Annotated in this window: 12 protein-coding genes; 7 read left to right on the top strand and 5 right to left on the bottom strand. The window is 43.4% G+C overall.

The window, feature by feature from the left end; all coding sequences use genetic code 11:
- Positions 1-51: 51 nt before the first annotated feature.
- Positions 52-594, bottom strand: a complete 543-nt coding sequence (pgsA, locus tag V7K30_RS18720) for a CDP-diacylglycerol--glycerol-3-phosphate 3-phosphatidyltransferase (RefSeq protein WP_335001747.1) — start codon at positions 592-594, stop codon at positions 52-54.
- 114 nt (positions 595-708) lie between these two features.
- Between pgsA and V7K30_RS18725 the strand changes: the two genes are divergently transcribed.
- From V7K30_RS18725 to V7K30_RS18750, 6 genes are all read left to right on the top strand, one after another.
- Positions 709-2130 (top strand): aspartate ammonia-lyase, encoded by a 1422-nt coding sequence (locus tag V7K30_RS18725; protein WP_335001749.1) that lies wholly within the window; start codon positions 709-711, stop codon positions 2128-2130.
- Positions 2131-2369: 239 nt separating this feature from the next.
- Positions 2370-3341 carry a DUF362 domain-containing protein gene (locus tag V7K30_RS18730; protein ID WP_335001751.1) on the top strand — a complete coding sequence of 324 codons (972 nt, stop codon included), beginning with the start codon at positions 2370-2372 and terminating at the stop codon, positions 3339-3341.
- A 1053-nt stretch (positions 3342-4394) separates the two neighbouring features.
- Positions 4395-4580, top strand: a complete 186-nt coding sequence (locus V7K30_RS18735; protein WP_335001753.1) for a hypothetical protein — start codon at positions 4395-4397, stop codon at positions 4578-4580.
- Positions 4581-5013: 433 nt separating this feature from the next.
- Positions 5014-5526, top strand: a complete 513-nt coding sequence (locus V7K30_RS18740; RefSeq protein WP_335001755.1) for an inorganic diphosphatase — start codon at positions 5014-5016, stop codon at positions 5524-5526.
- A 118-nt stretch (positions 5527-5644) separates the two neighbouring features.
- Entirely contained in the window at positions 5645-6028 is a 384-nt protein-coding gene (panD, locus tag V7K30_RS18745; RefSeq protein WP_335001757.1) for an aspartate 1-decarboxylase, read from the top strand.
- A gap of 11 nt (positions 6029-6039) precedes the next feature.
- Positions 6040-6942, top strand: a complete 903-nt coding sequence (locus V7K30_RS18750) for an MBL fold metallo-hydrolase (protein ID WP_335001758.1) — start codon at positions 6040-6042, stop codon at positions 6940-6942.
- A 219-nt stretch (positions 6943-7161) separates the two neighbouring features.
- Here the strand turns inward: V7K30_RS18750 and V7K30_RS18755 are convergent, their stop codons facing one another.
- Both V7K30_RS18755 and V7K30_RS18760 read right to left on the bottom strand, forming a co-directional pair.
- Positions 7162-8379, bottom strand: coding sequence for an HhoA/HhoB/HtrA family serine endopeptidase (locus V7K30_RS18755; protein ID WP_335001760.1), 1218 nt, complete (start codon positions 8377-8379; stop codon positions 7162-7164).
- Between the two features lie 330 nt (positions 8380-8709).
- Positions 8710-10032: a D-alanyl-D-alanine carboxypeptidase gene (locus tag V7K30_RS18760; protein WP_335001762.1), complete on the bottom strand. Its 1323-nt coding sequence runs from the start codon at positions 10030-10032 to the stop codon at positions 8710-8712.
- 1037 nt (positions 10033-11069) lie between these two features.
- On the opposite strand from V7K30_RS18760, the gene V7K30_RS18765 reads away from it, so the two are divergent.
- Positions 11070-12305, top strand: a complete 1236-nt coding sequence (locus V7K30_RS18765; protein ID WP_335001764.1) for an RNA-guided endonuclease InsQ/TnpB family protein — start codon at positions 11070-11072, stop codon at positions 12303-12305.
- Positions 12306-12369: 64 nt separating this feature from the next.
- Here the strand turns inward: V7K30_RS18765 and V7K30_RS18770 are convergent, their stop codons facing one another.
- Together V7K30_RS18770 and V7K30_RS18775 are read right to left on the bottom strand one after the other, a co-directional pair.
- The gene (locus V7K30_RS18770; RefSeq protein ID WP_335001766.1) at positions 12370-13440 is read right to left on the bottom strand and encodes an LOG family protein; all 1071 of its coding nucleotides are present in this window, start codon (positions 13438-13440) and stop codon (positions 12370-12372) included.
- 287 nt (positions 13441-13727) lie between these two features.
- Complete coding sequence (locus tag V7K30_RS18775) at positions 13728-15497, bottom strand: pentapeptide repeat-containing protein (protein ID WP_335001768.1); 1770 nt, start codon at positions 15495-15497, stop codon at positions 13728-13730.
- Positions 15498-15758 lie beyond the last annotated feature (261 nt).

The raw sequence follows: 15758 nt of genomic DNA on the forward strand, positions 1-15758 counted from the left end.
ATAAAATTTTGTTGAATCATTTTTCAAAGCGATCGCCACAGTGGTTTTATTTTAGGTTCGCTTTGTATCTAACTGTGTATTTTCCTTAGTTAGATTTTGCGGTATGAGGTAAATTGCCCCAGATATTAAAGTCAAGCCCACAGAAATCCAAAAAGCAATCAGAGAGGGAACTTGCCAGACTTCAGCAAGAGGCGCAATTAAAAGCGCGATCGCTACTATTTGACTAACAGTTTTGAGTTTACCCCAAATATTTGCCCCTGTAATCGTTGTTTGATTCACCCGCCAACCAGCGATCGCTAATTCTCGCGCTAAAATCAGGAACACTCCCCAAGCCGGCACTTTTCTTAGTTCAATAAAAACCAGCAACGGCGCAAGTACCAAAAGTTTATCCACTAAGGGATCAAGAAATTTACCTAATTCACTAATTTGGTTGAGTTTCCGCGCCAAATAGCCGTCTAACCAATCAGTCAATGCAGCAATGAGAAAAATCGCCAAACATATCCACTTAGCTTGAGGTGTGGGATTGTACAAGCCATAAAGCAGAAATGGTATCCCCAATAGGCGAGAGAAGGTAATCCAGTTGGGTATAGTCATAGGGAATTCAAAAATCAAACTTCAAAATTAACAAGTGTAAAGCAACAAGCAGCCAAGCAAATATGCAAAATCTATGATTAGTCCACTAAACTCAGACTCTCTTAAAACAATACTATGATTGAACAGACAGACTCCCAATTTCGCATCGAACGCGATTCGATGGGCGATCGCCAAATTGCCAGTAGCGTTTATTACGGCATCCAAACCCTGCGAGCAATTGAAAACTTCCCGATTAGCGGCATAAAGCCTTTAGCTACTTACGTAGATGCTGGATTAATAATTAAAAAAGCTACAGCAATTGTGAATGGTGAACTGAATTGCATTCCTGAAGATATTAGTCAGGCGATTGTGCAAGCAACTGATGAAATCCTGGCTGGGAAGTTCCGGGATCAATTTGTTGTAGATGTTTATCAGGCGGGTGCTGGAACATCCCACCACATGAATGTCAATGAAGTTCTGGCAAATCGCGCCTTAGAAATTCTTGGTGAAGAAAAGGGCAATTACAAACGTGTTAGTCCCAATGATCACGTTAATTATGGGCAGTCTACCAATGATGTGATTCCCACAGCAATTCGCATTGGTGGATTATTGGCATTATCCAAGACATTACACCCAGCAATAGAAGGGGCGATCGCATCTTTAGAAAACAAAGCTGTAGAATTTCAAGATATCGTCAAATCTGGCAGAACCCATTTACAAGACGCTGTACCCGTGCGTTTGGGTGAGAATTTTCGGGCTTGGGCGCAAATTCTTACAGAACATCAAAACCGGATTTACACCGCCTCTGGTGATTTGATGGTGTTGGGTTTGGGAGGTAGTGCAGCTGGAACGGGGTTAAATACTCATCCTCTGTATCGCGCCCGTGTAGTGGAAGTTCTCTCAGAATTGATTGACACTCCCCTAGAACCTGCGCCCCATCTCATGGCAGCCATGCAGAGTATGGCACCATTTGTAAATGTTTCCGGTGCTTTACGCAACTTAGCGCAGGATTTAGTCAAAATATCTCATGATTTGCGGCTGATGGATTCGGGGCCAAAAACAGGCTTGAAAGAAATTCAACTGCCTCCAGTGCAACCTGGTTCCTCGATTATGCCAGGTAAATATAACCCAGTCATGGCAGAGATGACATCAATGGTGTGTTTTCAGGTGATGGGTTACGATAGTGCGATCGCATTAGCCGCACAAGCCGGACAATTAGAATTAAATGTGATGATGCCACTGATTGCCTATAACTTGATTCACAGTATCGAAATTCTGGGTAATACCATCGCCGCACTCACCGAACGCTGCATTGAGGGAATTACTGCTAACCGGGAACGTTGTTTAGCTTATGCCGAAGGCAGTTTAGCTTTAGTAACCGCACTAAATACCCACATCGGTTATTTAAATGCCGCAGCTGTAGCCAAAGAATCTTTAGAAACTGGTAAATCCCTGCGCCAAATTGTTCTAGAACGAGGATTGATGAGTGAAACAGACTTAGCCACAGTGTTAAATCTAGAACAAATGAGTGTTATCTTACCGCTCAAAACAGAATAATAGGTTATGGGGCATTGGGCAATTCAATTTTGGATTTTGGATTTTAAATTTTGGATTAAATTTCAATCTAAAATCCAAAATCTAAAATCTAAAATTCTTGCTCCTCCACTCCCAAAGACGCGATAAATCGCCGTCAGGACGAAGGACTGATTATTGTAAAGACGGCGATTTATCGCGTCTCTTGCCTTAACCGAACAGTATTGCCCCCACTCCCCACTCCCTCTATCCCCAATCTATCCATGCAGACTCAAAAACCATCCGTCAGTCTCATTCGGGCTACATCTTACGAACGAGAGGCTTTACGAGAATCCTTAATCATTCTCCTGGAACCTTTTGGAGGAATGGCAGCGTTTGTGAAAAAAGGCGATCGCGTTTTACTCAAACCTAATTTACTTACAGGGACGCGTCCTGGTAAAGAGTGTATCACCCGTGCCGAACTAGTTTACGAAGTTGCCCAGATGGTAATTGAGGTTGGCGGTAAGCCATTTTTGGGCGATAGTCCTGCTTTTGGCAGTGCCAAGGGCGTAGCAGTAGCAAACGGCTATCTGCCTATTTTAGAAGAACTCAATCTTCCCATCATCGATTTTCACGGTCAGCGTTACCAAACCGTTAGTGACAATTTTAACCATTTGCGGCTGTCTAAAGAAGCAATGGAAGCAGACGTAGTGATTAACCTACCGAAAGTGAAATCACATATGCAGTTGACATTAACACTGGGCGTCAAAAACTTGTTTGGTTGCGTCCCTGGCAAAATGAAAGCTTGGTGGCACATGGAAGCCGGAAAAGATGCGAATAGATTTGGTGAAATGTTAGTAGAAACTGCCAGGGCAATTAACCCTAACTTAACCATATTAGATGGCATAATCGGTCATGAAGGTAATGGCCCCAGTAATGGTGAACCTCGCCAACTGGGCATTTTAGCAGCTGCATCAGATATATTTGCTCTAGATCGGGCAATGGTAGAAATCCTCAATGTTCCTCCTGAACAAGTGCCCACAGTTGCTGCTTCCCAAAGGTTAGGAGTTTGTCCAGAACTTGCTGCCATAGAGTTTCCGCATTTAAATCCTGACTTATTAAAAATAGAAGATTGGCGGCTACCAGACAAGTTGATGCCCATTGATTTTGGTATGCCCCGCGTAATTAAGTCTACGTTTAAGCATCTTTACACCCGATTTATTAAGGAACCAATGAGTATTTACGGAAGGAACTAGCGACTGGGGGAGGAAGAATTTTAGATTTTAGATTTGGGATTTTAGATTGAAATTTAATCCAAAATTTAAAATCCAAAATCCAAAATTGAATTGCCCTGTTTGGCCAATACTCAATCCCGAATTTATAAGTGCAAACTTCGTTACAGCAATTTCATTCATTAGGAGAGTAATCTGTAATTACCCTCCGATTGCTTAACCAGACCGCCCTACTATATAGATATAGTGGCGGTTTTTTTAGCTGATTAATTTGTTATACAATTTCTCGTCTTAGATTTTGATTCATCCCAAAAGTTATACGGATTTAGCGGAAATTGGGATTGGGTATTTTGTTCAGATATGAGCGAAGTTTGGCAATAACCCCCTACACGTCTACGCCACCTTCTAAAATATTTTAGACTCTACCTATATATAGATTGACAAAAATACTGTGATATTACAGAGATTTGAAAATTTAAATTCTGAAATATTTGTTTAGTGGTATCACTGAATCTATGTTGCATAACACCGTTGATGTATCTGTATTTATTCGCTAGTTATGAGTGGTTACAAAAATTATTCCTAGCAGTTTCTTCTTTGGTGTCAAATATTTTTGTGTATAACTACTGTAGCACAATCGAAAAGACTGAATGTCTATCAGTGCAATTGCTAATTTGTATTCTGTATCACAAATTAGCAATTTCAGTAAAATGACCTTATCAAAGGCATTTTAGGATGTTATAATCATGAAGTATCGGACAAATACATTTTGCTAATTAATCTTTAATCAGCGAAAAAAAGTAATTTATGATGCTGTCAAAGTTGGCTTTGCGTATGCAAACCGTTACACCATACAGGGAAACATCTGAAAATATTAATTACAAAATAAAACATGATTTGTTTACTTGTAACTTTGTATTAAGAATTTCATGTATAAAAACGCTATTATGACAGTTTTAAAACTGGTTTAGATTGTAGGATGCTACACATTTTACAGTTTAAAAATAGCTAACATAGCATTAAGACTCTCGCTCAGAGAGTAGATCTACACAGTGTTACGAAGAACTTCAATTTTGTATGAATTCAAATAGCCAGTCTGCCAATACCGACACATATTCCCAACGTTTGGCAGACATTGTGGGAACTGCGATCGCTCTGTTAACTCTCACCCTACCCGTATTTGTCATCGCCCACTATTCTTCAACTAATGTTCAAAATAATCAGCAACCCCTAATCCACAACATTAAAGCAAGTAAAGATTGATAAAGCTTCCCATTCCCAGTAGCATTTCACCAGCAGGAGAGCTACAAAAAAGCATAAAGCTGATTTTGAGACAATCTCTGTAGGTGTGGATGTAGTTCATCAAGAATAACCTGAATCTATATTTGATTCCAGATTTCAGTTGTCTTGACAGAATAGGGGCAGAAATCTCTCCAATAGCAATCAAGGGTGGGAAAAAATAATACCCTCTTGGAAAAAGCGTTGCGAAGTTACTTCGCAACGCTTTTTCCATTTTTTGGCTAATTCAAGGGGATAGGGTACAGGTTACAGGGCACAGTTCATTCCCTTTTCCCTGTCCCCTAACGCCGATGCCGTGGAATGAATACCTTGGGAAGAGATCCATATTGCCCTAAAATTCTACACGGGGAGCGAAGCTGACTGAGTGCCCCCATGATTGTTATCAGAGGAGTTTTTTGTGGATTTATCTCGTATTCCTGCCCAACCGAAATCGGGTTTAATCAACGTTCTGATTGAAATTACTGGCGGAAGTAAAAATAAATACGAATACGACAAGGAACTAGAAGCTTTTGCTCTAGACCGAGTCCTTTATTCCTCGGTACAATATCCTTATGACTACGGCTTTGTACCCAATACTTTGGCTGAAGATGGCGATCCCCTAGATGGTATGGTCATAATTGATGAGCCGACCTTTCCAGGCTGTGTTATTGCCGCACGACCGATTGGCTTTTTGGAGATGATTGATGGAGGCGATCGCGATGAAAAAATCCTTTGTGTTCCTGACAAAGATCCGCGCTACACTCAGGTGAAATCACTGAAAGACGTAGCGCCACACCGCTTAGATGAAATTGCCGAGTTTTTCCGTAGTTATAAAAATTTGGAAAAAAAGGTGACTGAAATTCTCGGTTGGCAAGATGTGGATAAGGTTGCAGCTTTAGTAGAAAAATCCGTCAAAGCTTATAGAGGATAATAAGAGAGACGCGATTAATCGCGTCTGTACAGGAGTTATGAATTTTTATTCCTAACTCCTCACTTTGATAGCTTTCGCTTGTTACGGAACGCAAAAACTGCCACTAATCCCAAACCAAATGCAGCGTACTCTCCTTTTGGCAAAAATTCATAACTGCACCCTCACAGGGGCGAATATCAACTACGTGGGTAGTATCAGCATTGATGAAATCCTTTTGGAAAAAGCTGGTATCTTACCCTATGAGCAGGTGCAAGTAGTTAATAGTGCCAACGGTCAGCGCTTTATTACCTATGCGATCCCGGCTCCAGCCCATTCAGGAGTAATTGAGCTAAATGGGGGTGCGGCACGTCTGGGCATTATTGGCGATCGCTTGATTATAATGACTTACGGGCAGTTCACTCCAGAAGAGTTAAAAAGTTACTCTCCTACGGTAGTCATTGTGGACGAAAAAAACAGGCTGTTGGAAGTGCGGCGCTACGATGACCTGCTCAGTGAGGTCTAATTTCAAGGAAAATGTCAAATTTTGAGTTGTCGGGTTCCCAGAGCTACATACCTAAAAAGTCAGCTACCCTGCCAAGTAGCCCAGCAGGTGAATTTCTCGTGCAATTCTGGGGTGTAAGAGGTTTGATTCCCACCCCAAGTAGCAACACCAATCGTTATGGTGGCAATACCGCTTGTGTAGAAATGCATGTAGCTGGGAAACGCTTGATTTTTGATGGCGGTACTGGCTTACGCATACTGGGTAAAACTTGGCAACAAGTACAACAGCCACTAGAAGCCCATTTATTTTTTACCAACTGTCAATCAAACCGAATTCAAGGGTTTCCCTTTTTTGCTCCCGCATTTATTGTAGAAAATTGCTTCCATATTTACGGCACAGCTGCCTCAAATGGAGCCTCAATCAAACAATGTCTGTATGATCAGATGCTCCAGCCACATTTTCCTTACCCTTTACAGGTAATGCAGTCGGAATTGCAGTTTTACAATCTAACTCCAGACAATGACGTGAAGCTAGATGATGTCACTATTACAACCGCATTAATTAATCAAACTCAGCGGTCAGTTGGCTACCGAGTTTCTTGGCAAGATTATAGTGTTGCCTACGTCACGGATTTGCAGCAGAATGAAGATCAAGTAGAGCGAGAGCGGATTTTACAGTTCATTAAAGGCGTTGACTTGCTGATTGCCAATGCCACTTACACTCCGCCTACGTCTCACAATCATGACTCTGCTGATTTACTCTGGCAAGCTGCGGTGAATGCAGCTCTGAATGCTGGTGTGCAACGGCTAGCCATTTCTCATCATCACCCAGATGACTATGATGATTTTCTTGACCAGGTTCAAGTCGATGTTAAATCTGCTTTTCCTGAAGCAATGTTAGCCCATGAAGGTCTAGTATTAGCTGTTGGTAAGTGATTTAGACGCATTGGTATGATCTGCGGCAAAGGCTCGCTTAACCAGCTACCAGGACTTCTGGAGCGATCGCACCCTTTAATAACCATACCTTGGGTTAAGTAAGTAAAAAACGAGGCGGAGCCTCATGGTGGGCATTCCCAGCCAGAGGCTGGGAACGAGAGAAAGGTTATTATAGACTGGCTTTCAGCTTAAGTTGACACCAGTAACAGATGTGCGGCTCTAGGAAGCATTTTGCAATTCGGCTGTGCGGATTGAAAGCTGCTGTGTCTGATTCCCTCGTTGGACTTTCACCTGTAATACTTGACCAAGACGACTGTCTTCCACAAAGTTCTGCAATTGTTCAGCACTGGTAATAGCTTTACCATCAATTTGCAGAATTACATCCCCGCGCCGGATACCCGCAGATGCGGCGGGAGAATTGGGGACAACTCGCATTACAAAAACACCATTAATTTCTGGTATCTGAATAGGAGAGTTGGGATCAGTGTTATTTTCCTTGGCAAGATCGGGTGTCAAAGTTAGCATTTGCACGCCCAAATAGGGGTGAGCAACTTTGCCATCACGTTGCAGTTGCGCTGCGATCGCTTTAGCTTTATCAATAGGAATCGCAAACCCAATACCCATCGCGTCAGGACGAATGGCTGTATTAATCCCAATCACTTCACCTTGCCCATTCAATAGTGGCCCGCCAGAGTTACCAGGGTTAATCGCGGCATCTGTCTGAATGAAGTCTAAGCGTTTATCATTAATACCGACTTGGGCGCTGGAGCGTTTGAGGGTACTGATAATTCCCAAAGTAACGGTGTTATCAAATCCCAAAGGATTACCAACTGCGATCGCCCAGTCTCCTACTTGGACATTACTGGAAGAACCTAAGGGTGCGACTGGTAAATCGTTACCAGCGTTAATCTTGACTACTGCCAAATCTGTGACTTCATCAATCCCTTGAACTTTCCCTTCAAAGGTGCGGCCATCTTTGAGCCTGACTGTTACTTTATCAGCCTTATCGACCACATGAGCATTAGTCAGAACTAACCCGCTCTTGTCAATAATGAAACCTGAGCCTAGACCTCGCAACTGCTGCTCAGAAGGCATCTGTTGGGAGAAACCGTCACCAAAAAACCGACGGAAAAAGGGGTCTTCCGAAAATGGATCAACGCGACGAGTAATTGTCCGCTCAGTATCAATTCGGACAACTGCTGTGCCCACACGATTTACTGCTGCTGTGACAAAGCTAGTGCTACCGATCGCAGCAGTAGCTGGTGATTGCCGTTGGACAGTTAGTTTTGAAGAATCTCCAGCAGTTACTCTGGGTGCTGGTTCGGCTTGGGAGGGCAACACCTGCAATGTACTAACCATTAGCACAACTCCGAGCGCGATCGCTAACACATAACTACTGAGTTGACGTATAGACCTGGGTAATTTGAGAAATCGCATAATCACAACCTAATTTATTAAGCTTAATTGTTGCTTAGTCGTGACAAATCTATTTACAGTTATTTTTACTTCAGGCTTCGCTTGCTCTCCTCAATACTGGGGTTAGGGCATTTTGCGAACTACCTGTAATCAACTTAATGGAAAATTTAACCCAAAAGCTATTATGGACATTTACACTTTACAAGTTCGGTTTTTACCCATTAATAAAACTTTTGGATTGCTAATAAGACTAAAACTTTCAAGGTAGTGACACCGATAAAAAAAAGATAGTGAATATCCATACTCACTTTTGGTTCAAAACCTTGTCAGTTAATGACTCTGGACGATAAACTAACTTTTGAATAAAATTTCATTCCGACTGCTTGCACCTAGCTGGGGTAAAGAGTTGATAACTGAGTGGGGAGTGAGGGCAGCAGGAACAGCCAAAGGTAGTTGTAATTCTTTTACAACACTTTGCAATAGTTGGTCTTGTCCAGTCCGCAAACCCCAGACATTTGTCCCTCGGTTGATAATGGCAAACCAAACCAAACCGCGATCGCGTGTGGGCATCACTCCCGCTAAAGCGCTCACATCTCGGAGGGTACCAGTTTTGATCACAGTAGCAAAGGGAATATGTCTGGAGTGTAGTGTCCCCCGGTGATCAAATCCAGACATGAGGAACAAGTCAGCTAGATTTAGTTGATGGGTAGATGCCTCAACTTGAATAGCCATCAGCATGGCACAGATAGCCCTGGGGGAAATGCGATTTTCTGGGCCCAGTCCAGAACCATTGATTAACTGAATTTCCACTTGTGGCACCCTAGCAAGGTTAGCAGCAGTGGATTGGACTACACTTGCTCCTCCCACTGAGTCTGCCAGCATCTCTGCCATATCGTTGTTACTGTAAACGTTCATTTCCTTGAGCAGTTGCTTCAAGGGCAATGAGCGATGACGCAGTAACAAAGTTTGTTGAGGGTTTGGTTGCGCCTCAACTTTCACTCCACCTGCAATCACAACTTGAGGCTTGGGCGTTCCCTTGGGCATAATTGAGTACGTGTAAATAGCGGGGCGGCCCCAAGTCGCACGATTTAGTGTTTGCTTGAGCATCAGACCCGCCAGCATCGGCTGACGTTGAAAATTCATGGCAAAACTGCCAGTAATGATCAAATTACCCTTTACCTGCTTGATGCCCATTTGATTGAGAGTATTGCCAAGAGCGATCGCTTCTTCCCAAACAAACATCGGATCGCCACGGCCTGTAATCACCAAATCGCCTTGTACAACTCCATTTACCACTGGCCCAGTGACACTTACCAAAGTATCAAATTGGTAATCTGGCCCCCAAGTTTTCAAAGCAACTAGTGAAGTGGCAATTTTGGTTAAAGAGGCAGCCGGCAGAGGTGTCGTACCTTGGTGATTTGCCATCAGCATCGGCCCCGACTGCATCCAAATTCCCTGACTCTCAGCCAGATTTTGCGCCACTACTTTTGATGTTATGAGCTTTTTCAGATATTCCTGCACCGTAGTCGCCCCAGCTGGATTGGGATCAGGGGCAAGAACCAAGCCAGGGCTACTTTGCCAAGTCAAAGCATCTAAGGCATCTAGAGGCTTTATTTGTACCCCGGCCATTTCCAGCCAAAGTGACACCAAACCTGAACCCAATAATTCCAGCATTTTTTATTCCTCTGTAAGGATCTGATCCGTTGTTTACTGTGCTAATATACAAGCTTTTTTACGATAATCAGTATTGAGTCATAATAACTGGTGTTTTTCTCATCTGTAAGTGGGGTGAATCAGATTGTTTTCGTGGCTCCTTTGACAATGCCAAAATGCCCATTACTCATGAATATAGCCGCATCAGATTGAAGAAGAATTCAGGAGCAAAGCTGGAGACTCTGCTCCTGAATTCTTTTTGATAAAAAACCTCTAGCTGAGGTAACGGTAGAAATTAAGTCTGGAAAAAAATAGACCTATTACAAAAGTCTCTAACACCCCAGCCCCAACCCCTCCCCGCAAGCGGCTACGGTGTACACACAAGTCCTAAAAACCTAGCTTGATAAAACTTTCTTCGTTTCCTCGTTCCCAGTCGAAGACTGGGAATGCATTCATTGAGTCAGAGACTCAATATCTGACTGGAGGCAGCAGCCCCTAATCAGGCATTCCTAGCTTTGCATGGGAACGAGATAAACAAGAGAATAATGGGAAATTGAGCTTTTTTCGACTTGTGTGTACACTGTAGCCCCGCAAGCGGGGAGGGGAGCGTTTGCGTCAGCAAATGCGGGGTGGGGTTCTTAATTTTTGATTTATGCAAGAGGTCTAATATATAGCAAAGTATAAATTGATAACATCCCAAGGATAAAGCAGACATAATCTCATCCCCAAGTGCGATTTTTGCTATTTTGGTAAAAATACTTATACAGCAATACAGTTCAGTTAAGCATTTCTTCCTTCTCTTGCTTTGCGACGGCAGTCGCTCATGGGGAAAAGGAACTGGCGATCTCTACGACGCGCTATGACGCTCTCTACGAGACGCTGTGCGAACGAATACTCGCTAACGGCATCGCAATTCTATAACCTTGAAACAATAAAAGGGGAAGGGATTCAAAATTATTCCCTTTACCGAAAAAATGGGTAAAAGCCCCGTCCTTCCAGGACGGCTTTATATTTTATAATATTATTTTATCTGCAATATTCCGTGATAAAGTATAGAGATGATAGTAAGAGAAGCCAAGCTACTGAAAGGAACTAAGGAGCAATACCAAGCTCTTGATGATGCCATTAGGACTGCCCAATTTATTAGAAACAAAGCAGTTCACTATTGGATGGATAATCAAGGGGTTGGTAAAGCTGACTTATATAAGCTGTGTAAAGACTTAGCGTCGGAATTCGACTTCGCATTGAAGTTAAACTCCGCAGCGCGTCAAGCCAGTGCCGAAAGAGCTTGGGCTGCTATCTCAAGTTTTTACAAGCGTTGTAAAAAACAGGAGAAAAAGAAGGGTTATCCCAAATTTAAAAAGCATTCTCGCTCAGTAGAGTATAAAGTGTCAGGCTGGAAGCTATCTGATGATTGCAAAATTATTACTTTCACCGATGGCTTTAAAGTTGGTTCTTTATCTGTATTCTGTAATTCATCCACACGAGAAGACCTTCATCGACTTAAAATCAACCGCGTTCGTGTAGTAAAAAAGGCGGATGGGTATTATGTCCAATTCTGCTTTGATGCCGAACGCAAGGAACAGGGGGAATTTACTGGCAATGTTGTTGGGCTGGATTTGGGGTTAAAGTATTTCACCAAAGACCAAAATAATAATGCTGTCATTTATCCCCAATTTTTGAGAAAGTCAGAGCAGAGGCTTAAAAAAGCTCAAAGACGATTAAGCAAAAAATTTGTCAAAGCTAAAAAACCTCAATCAATCAATTATCATAAGTCGCGGAAACGATTAGGTAGAGTTCATCTAAAAATCCAAAGGCAGCGTAAAGATTGGGCTATAAAGCAAGCCCGATGCGTAGTGGCATCTAACGATGTCGTCGTCTATGAGGATTTGAAGATTGCGAACATGGTCAAAAATCACCATTTGGCTAAGTCGATTTCTGACGCTAGTTGGTATCAATTCACTCAATGGTTGGAGTACTACGGGAAAATCTGGGATAAAGCAGTGGTGGCGGTGTCGCCTAATTATACATCCCAGGACTGTAGTAATTGCGGACATAGGGTGAAAAAGTCACTCAGCACCCGAACCCATTCATGTTCTAGCTGCGGAATTGAAATATGCCGTGATACGAATGCGGCAGTTAACATCCTCAAGAAAGGCATGAAAGTGTTAGGAGTTGAGTGGCAAAACAGTACCCAAGGGCATTGGGAATCTGCTTCGAGAGAAGAAAAGCATGGGGAGAAGACCACCAATACTATTGAAGGGAAACCTGATATAGCAAGCGGATTTCTGTGAGCCATGAAGAAGAATCACCGTCGATTTATCGCGGTGAGTATGTCAACCTTCCCTTTGTTCATACCTACTTTCTTTCTGGATGCGCTGCATCCTCTGGTGAAGGAGTGCCCATCTGGTTAATTGTGGCAATCATCTGATACAAGCGCCCCAAGTCGCGTTGATTGAAGTACAAAATGAGCCGGGGTAGTCCAACAGTTTCATCTTGTGCTTCTTGAGGTAATGCCTGACTTTTTTCAATCCGTCCTTGAATAATAATGTCGCTAAAATCAGCATTGAGTTGCTCTACCTGAGCGTCTGATATATCTGTCTTGAGGCGGATGACTAATTTATCGCCTACATATCGACAGGAGTGATAAACCTGGTAAAAACGAGTAATGGCATCACAAGCCACATCCAAGTTGTCTGTCACCGTGTAAAGGTTGGGGTCTTCAGGACTGACAAGACCATTTTGCACTAGTTGCTTATCAATGTATTCGCTCCAAGACCGCCAGTAATCACCACCAGGGCGATCAATTAAAACTAGAGGTACTGGGCCAAATTTACCAGTCTGGCTTAATGTCATGCATTCAAAAGCTTCATCTTGAGTGCCAAAACCTCCCGGAAATAAGGCTATAGCATCACTTTCTTTGAGGAGAAACAGCTTGCGGGTAAAGAAATATTTGAAGTGAATTAGCTTAGGATCACCTTCTATAAACGGGTTTGCTTCCTGTTCAAAGGGTAACTGAATGTTTAATCCAAAGGAATTTTCTCGCCCAGCACCTTCGTGACCCGCCTGCATGATCCCGCCACCACCGCCGGTCATCACCATAAATCCTAATTGAGAAACAATGCGAGCAAACTCAAGGGCCATTTGGTACTCTGGTGTCTCTGGCGCTAGACGAGCAGAACCGAAGATGGTGATTTTGCGAACGTGTCGGTAATCATAAAAAAGCTGGAAACCTCGCTCCATATCTGCTATAGCAGCTGACAAGATTTTCCAATCGAGACGCTCAATTTCGGTATCAGCCAGTCGAACAATAGTAGCAAGTGCTTGCTGAATAAATTGCCGATTTTTTAATGTCGGTAAACGAGCGATCAATTCAGCGATATCCGCCTGTAAAGACTCTAATGTGTCAAACGACGCAGATGAGGTCATGAGAACTGCCGCAACAATGGCATTATATTTTACGTGAACTACTCACACTCTAGCAAGCGGGAATAGGCTTCTGATGTACAGTTAGCACGTTCACAACTGGCTTTGAGGTAGTATTGCTTATTACTGAAGCTCAGATCCCCATCTTTTGAGATTGGAACTCGAAAGTTGGTGTTCAGAACTCGAAAGTTGGTGTTCAGAACTCGGAAGGTGGTGTTTGGAACTCGGAAGGTAGTGTTCCAAACTCGGAAGATGCTGTTCAGAACTTGGCTTTTCCCCTTCCCCTCATCTCAATTCAATCCCAGTTCTTCCTTCAACGCCTCTGGCACATTAACTGCTGTCTCTAATCCCCGCACATCTTCCCACTGCTGCTTTTTACCCCAGGTCATTTTTTCCATATTGGCGTCGCTGAGGTCTGCACCACCCAGAATGGCATAACTTAGGTTGCTGTGGCTGAGATCCGCGCCGTTGAGGATAGCACCACTGAGATTACTGCCACTGAGGTTAGCACTGTTAAGGTTGGCATAGCTGAAGTCTGTACCGAAAAGGATAGCGTCGCTGAGGTCGGCACCACTGAGATCGGCTTCGCTGAGAATCACTCCACTGAGGTCGGCTTCGTTGAGAATCACCCGACTCAGGTCTACACCGCTGAGGTCGGCACCTAAGAACATTGCACCGTTAAGTCTGGCATTGTTAAGTTTGGCACCGTTAAGTTTGGCATAGCTGAGGTCGGCGGCGATGAGGATGGCATCACTAAGGTTGGTACTGAAAAGAATTGTGTCACTGAGATTAGTACCGTTGAGGATGGCGTGACTCAAATCAGCACCACTCAGGTCGGCGCGGCAGAGGTCGGCATGGTTAAGGCTGACGCTGCTGAGGTTGGCTTCACTTAGATTCGCACCGAAAAGGATGGCGTTGCTGAGGTCAGCATGGCTCAGGTTGGTGCTGCTGAGGTCGGCGCGGTTGAGGTCGGCGCGGCTGAGGTTGGCGCGGCTGAGATTGGTACTGCTAAGGTCGGCGCGGTTGAGGTCGGCACGGCTAAGGTTGGCACAGCTAAGGTTAGCACCGCTGAGGTTAGTGCTGCTGAGGTCGGCACCACTGAGGTTAGCACCGCTGAGGTTGGCACCGCTAAGGTTGGCATCACCAAGGTTGGCACCGCTAAGGTTGGCACTGCTGAAGTTTACGCCAGTTAAGTTGGCATCGCCGAGATAAGCTTGGCTAAGATCGGCACCGCTAAAGTCTGCCCCGGTGAGGTTGGCATCGCCCAGGTAAGCACCCCTAAAGTTGCCGCCTTTGAGGAATTGCCCGACTATACTGCTAAAATTGCCAATTTGCAGGGCATCGCTATAGTTGATGATTCGCAGCAGTTGGGATGTGAAAAAATTGTCTGTGTCTGGTTGAGCAGATGGATAGAAGGTGATTTTTTGTTTGAGTTCATCTCGCTCTTGGGCGTAGCGGTGTAACTCTAATAGTAAAATCAGTACGTTTAGCCCTGTATATATGTCTACCTGTCTCAACCCAAGAGCAATATTTTGTGCTGCTAGCTTTAATCTTGTTTTCTGAAGTAGGTTATCATCTGGTGTCCCATCGATAAATTCTCCCTGACACCAGCGACGATAAAAATCTTCTAGCCGCCAGAAAAGCAGTTCTGGACGAATTTTTTTACCAGTCACAACCAATTCCATTAGTTGGTTGACTATTTCTGATTTCAGCGCTCCATTGCCCAGTAAATCATAAATCTCTTCATGCATCTGGCGATCGCCCACTCTCAAGCAGAACTCTGATGGTAGCGGGCCCAATGTCTGATCTCCTATCTTAGAAGTCAAATCACTTCTTGATATTGTCCATTTTTCTAAGCTTTCTTGCAGCCTTTGAGACCATAAATCTTCCTGCAAATTATCTTGAGCAAATTTAACGTTTTTGTCTAGTTCTTTAATACTTTTTCCTAGAGGTAAAACTGCTTCAGTTTCCACAGATGTGGTCTTTGGCATCTCTTGTAACCTTATATCCCTCACATAATTTCTCAGCAGTTGCCAGACTTGAGATAAATATGTTGACATTTCTGTGTCCGTTGTTACATTTAAATTACTATTTTGATAATCTTGAACTAAAAATTTTTCTGTGCTAGTTTGCTTCTCATTGCCAAAAATAAATAGTATCAATAAATACTACACGAAAAATATCATGCGTTGGCGATATCTCCGATGGGCCATACCGACGGCGTTCCTAGAGGGCGGCTTCTGGCTAACCCGTAGGAAGCTTAAGCTTCTTCTCTTGATGCAAATAAAGTATCATCGGAAAAATTGTTTCAAAAATCAAGT

Origin of the sequence: Nostoc sp. (assembly GCF_036917655.1) — a bacterium.
Classification (GTDB): Bacteria; Cyanobacteriota; Cyanobacteriia; order Cyanobacteriales; family Nostocaceae; genus Nostoc.

What these genes read in the sequence shown, in the direction of transcription:
- pgsA (WP_335001747.1), bottom strand. Translation starts at nt 594, where the DNA reads ATGACTATACCCAACTGGATTACCTTCTCTCGCCTATTGGGGATACCA.
- V7K30_RS18725 (WP_335001749.1), top strand. Translation starts at nt 709, where the DNA reads ATGATTGAACAGACAGACTCCCAATTTCGCATCGAACGCGATTCGATG.
- V7K30_RS18730 (WP_335001751.1), top strand. Translation starts at nt 2,370, where the DNA reads ATGCAGACTCAAAAACCATCCGTCAGTCTCATTCGGGCTACATCTTAC.
- V7K30_RS18735 (WP_335001753.1), top strand. Translation starts at nt 4,395, where the DNA reads ATGAATTCAAATAGCCAGTCTGCCAATACCGACACATATTCCCAACGT.
- panD (WP_335001757.1), top strand. Translation starts at nt 5,645, where the DNA reads ATGCAGCGTACTCTCCTTTTGGCAAAAATTCATAACTGCACCCTCACA.
- V7K30_RS18750 (WP_335001758.1), top strand. Translation starts at nt 6,040, where the DNA reads ATGTCAAATTTTGAGTTGTCGGGTTCCCAGAGCTACATACCTAAAAAG.
- V7K30_RS18755 (WP_335001760.1), bottom strand. Translation starts at nt 8,379, where the DNA reads ATGCGATTTCTCAAATTACCCAGGTCTATACGTCAACTCAGTAGTTAT.
- V7K30_RS18760 (WP_335001762.1), bottom strand. Translation starts at nt 10,032, where the DNA reads ATGCTGGAATTATTGGGTTCAGGTTTGGTGTCACTTTGGCTGGAAATG.
- V7K30_RS18765 (WP_335001764.1), top strand. Translation starts at nt 11,070, where the DNA reads ATGATAGTAAGAGAAGCCAAGCTACTGAAAGGAACTAAGGAGCAATAC.
- V7K30_RS18770 (WP_335001766.1), bottom strand. Translation starts at nt 13,440, where the DNA reads ATGACCTCATCTGCGTCGTTTGACACATTAGAGTCTTTACAGGCGGAT.
- V7K30_RS18775 (WP_335001768.1), bottom strand. Translation starts at nt 15,497, where the DNA reads ATGTCAACATATTTATCTCAAGTCTGGCAACTGCTGAGAAATTATGTG.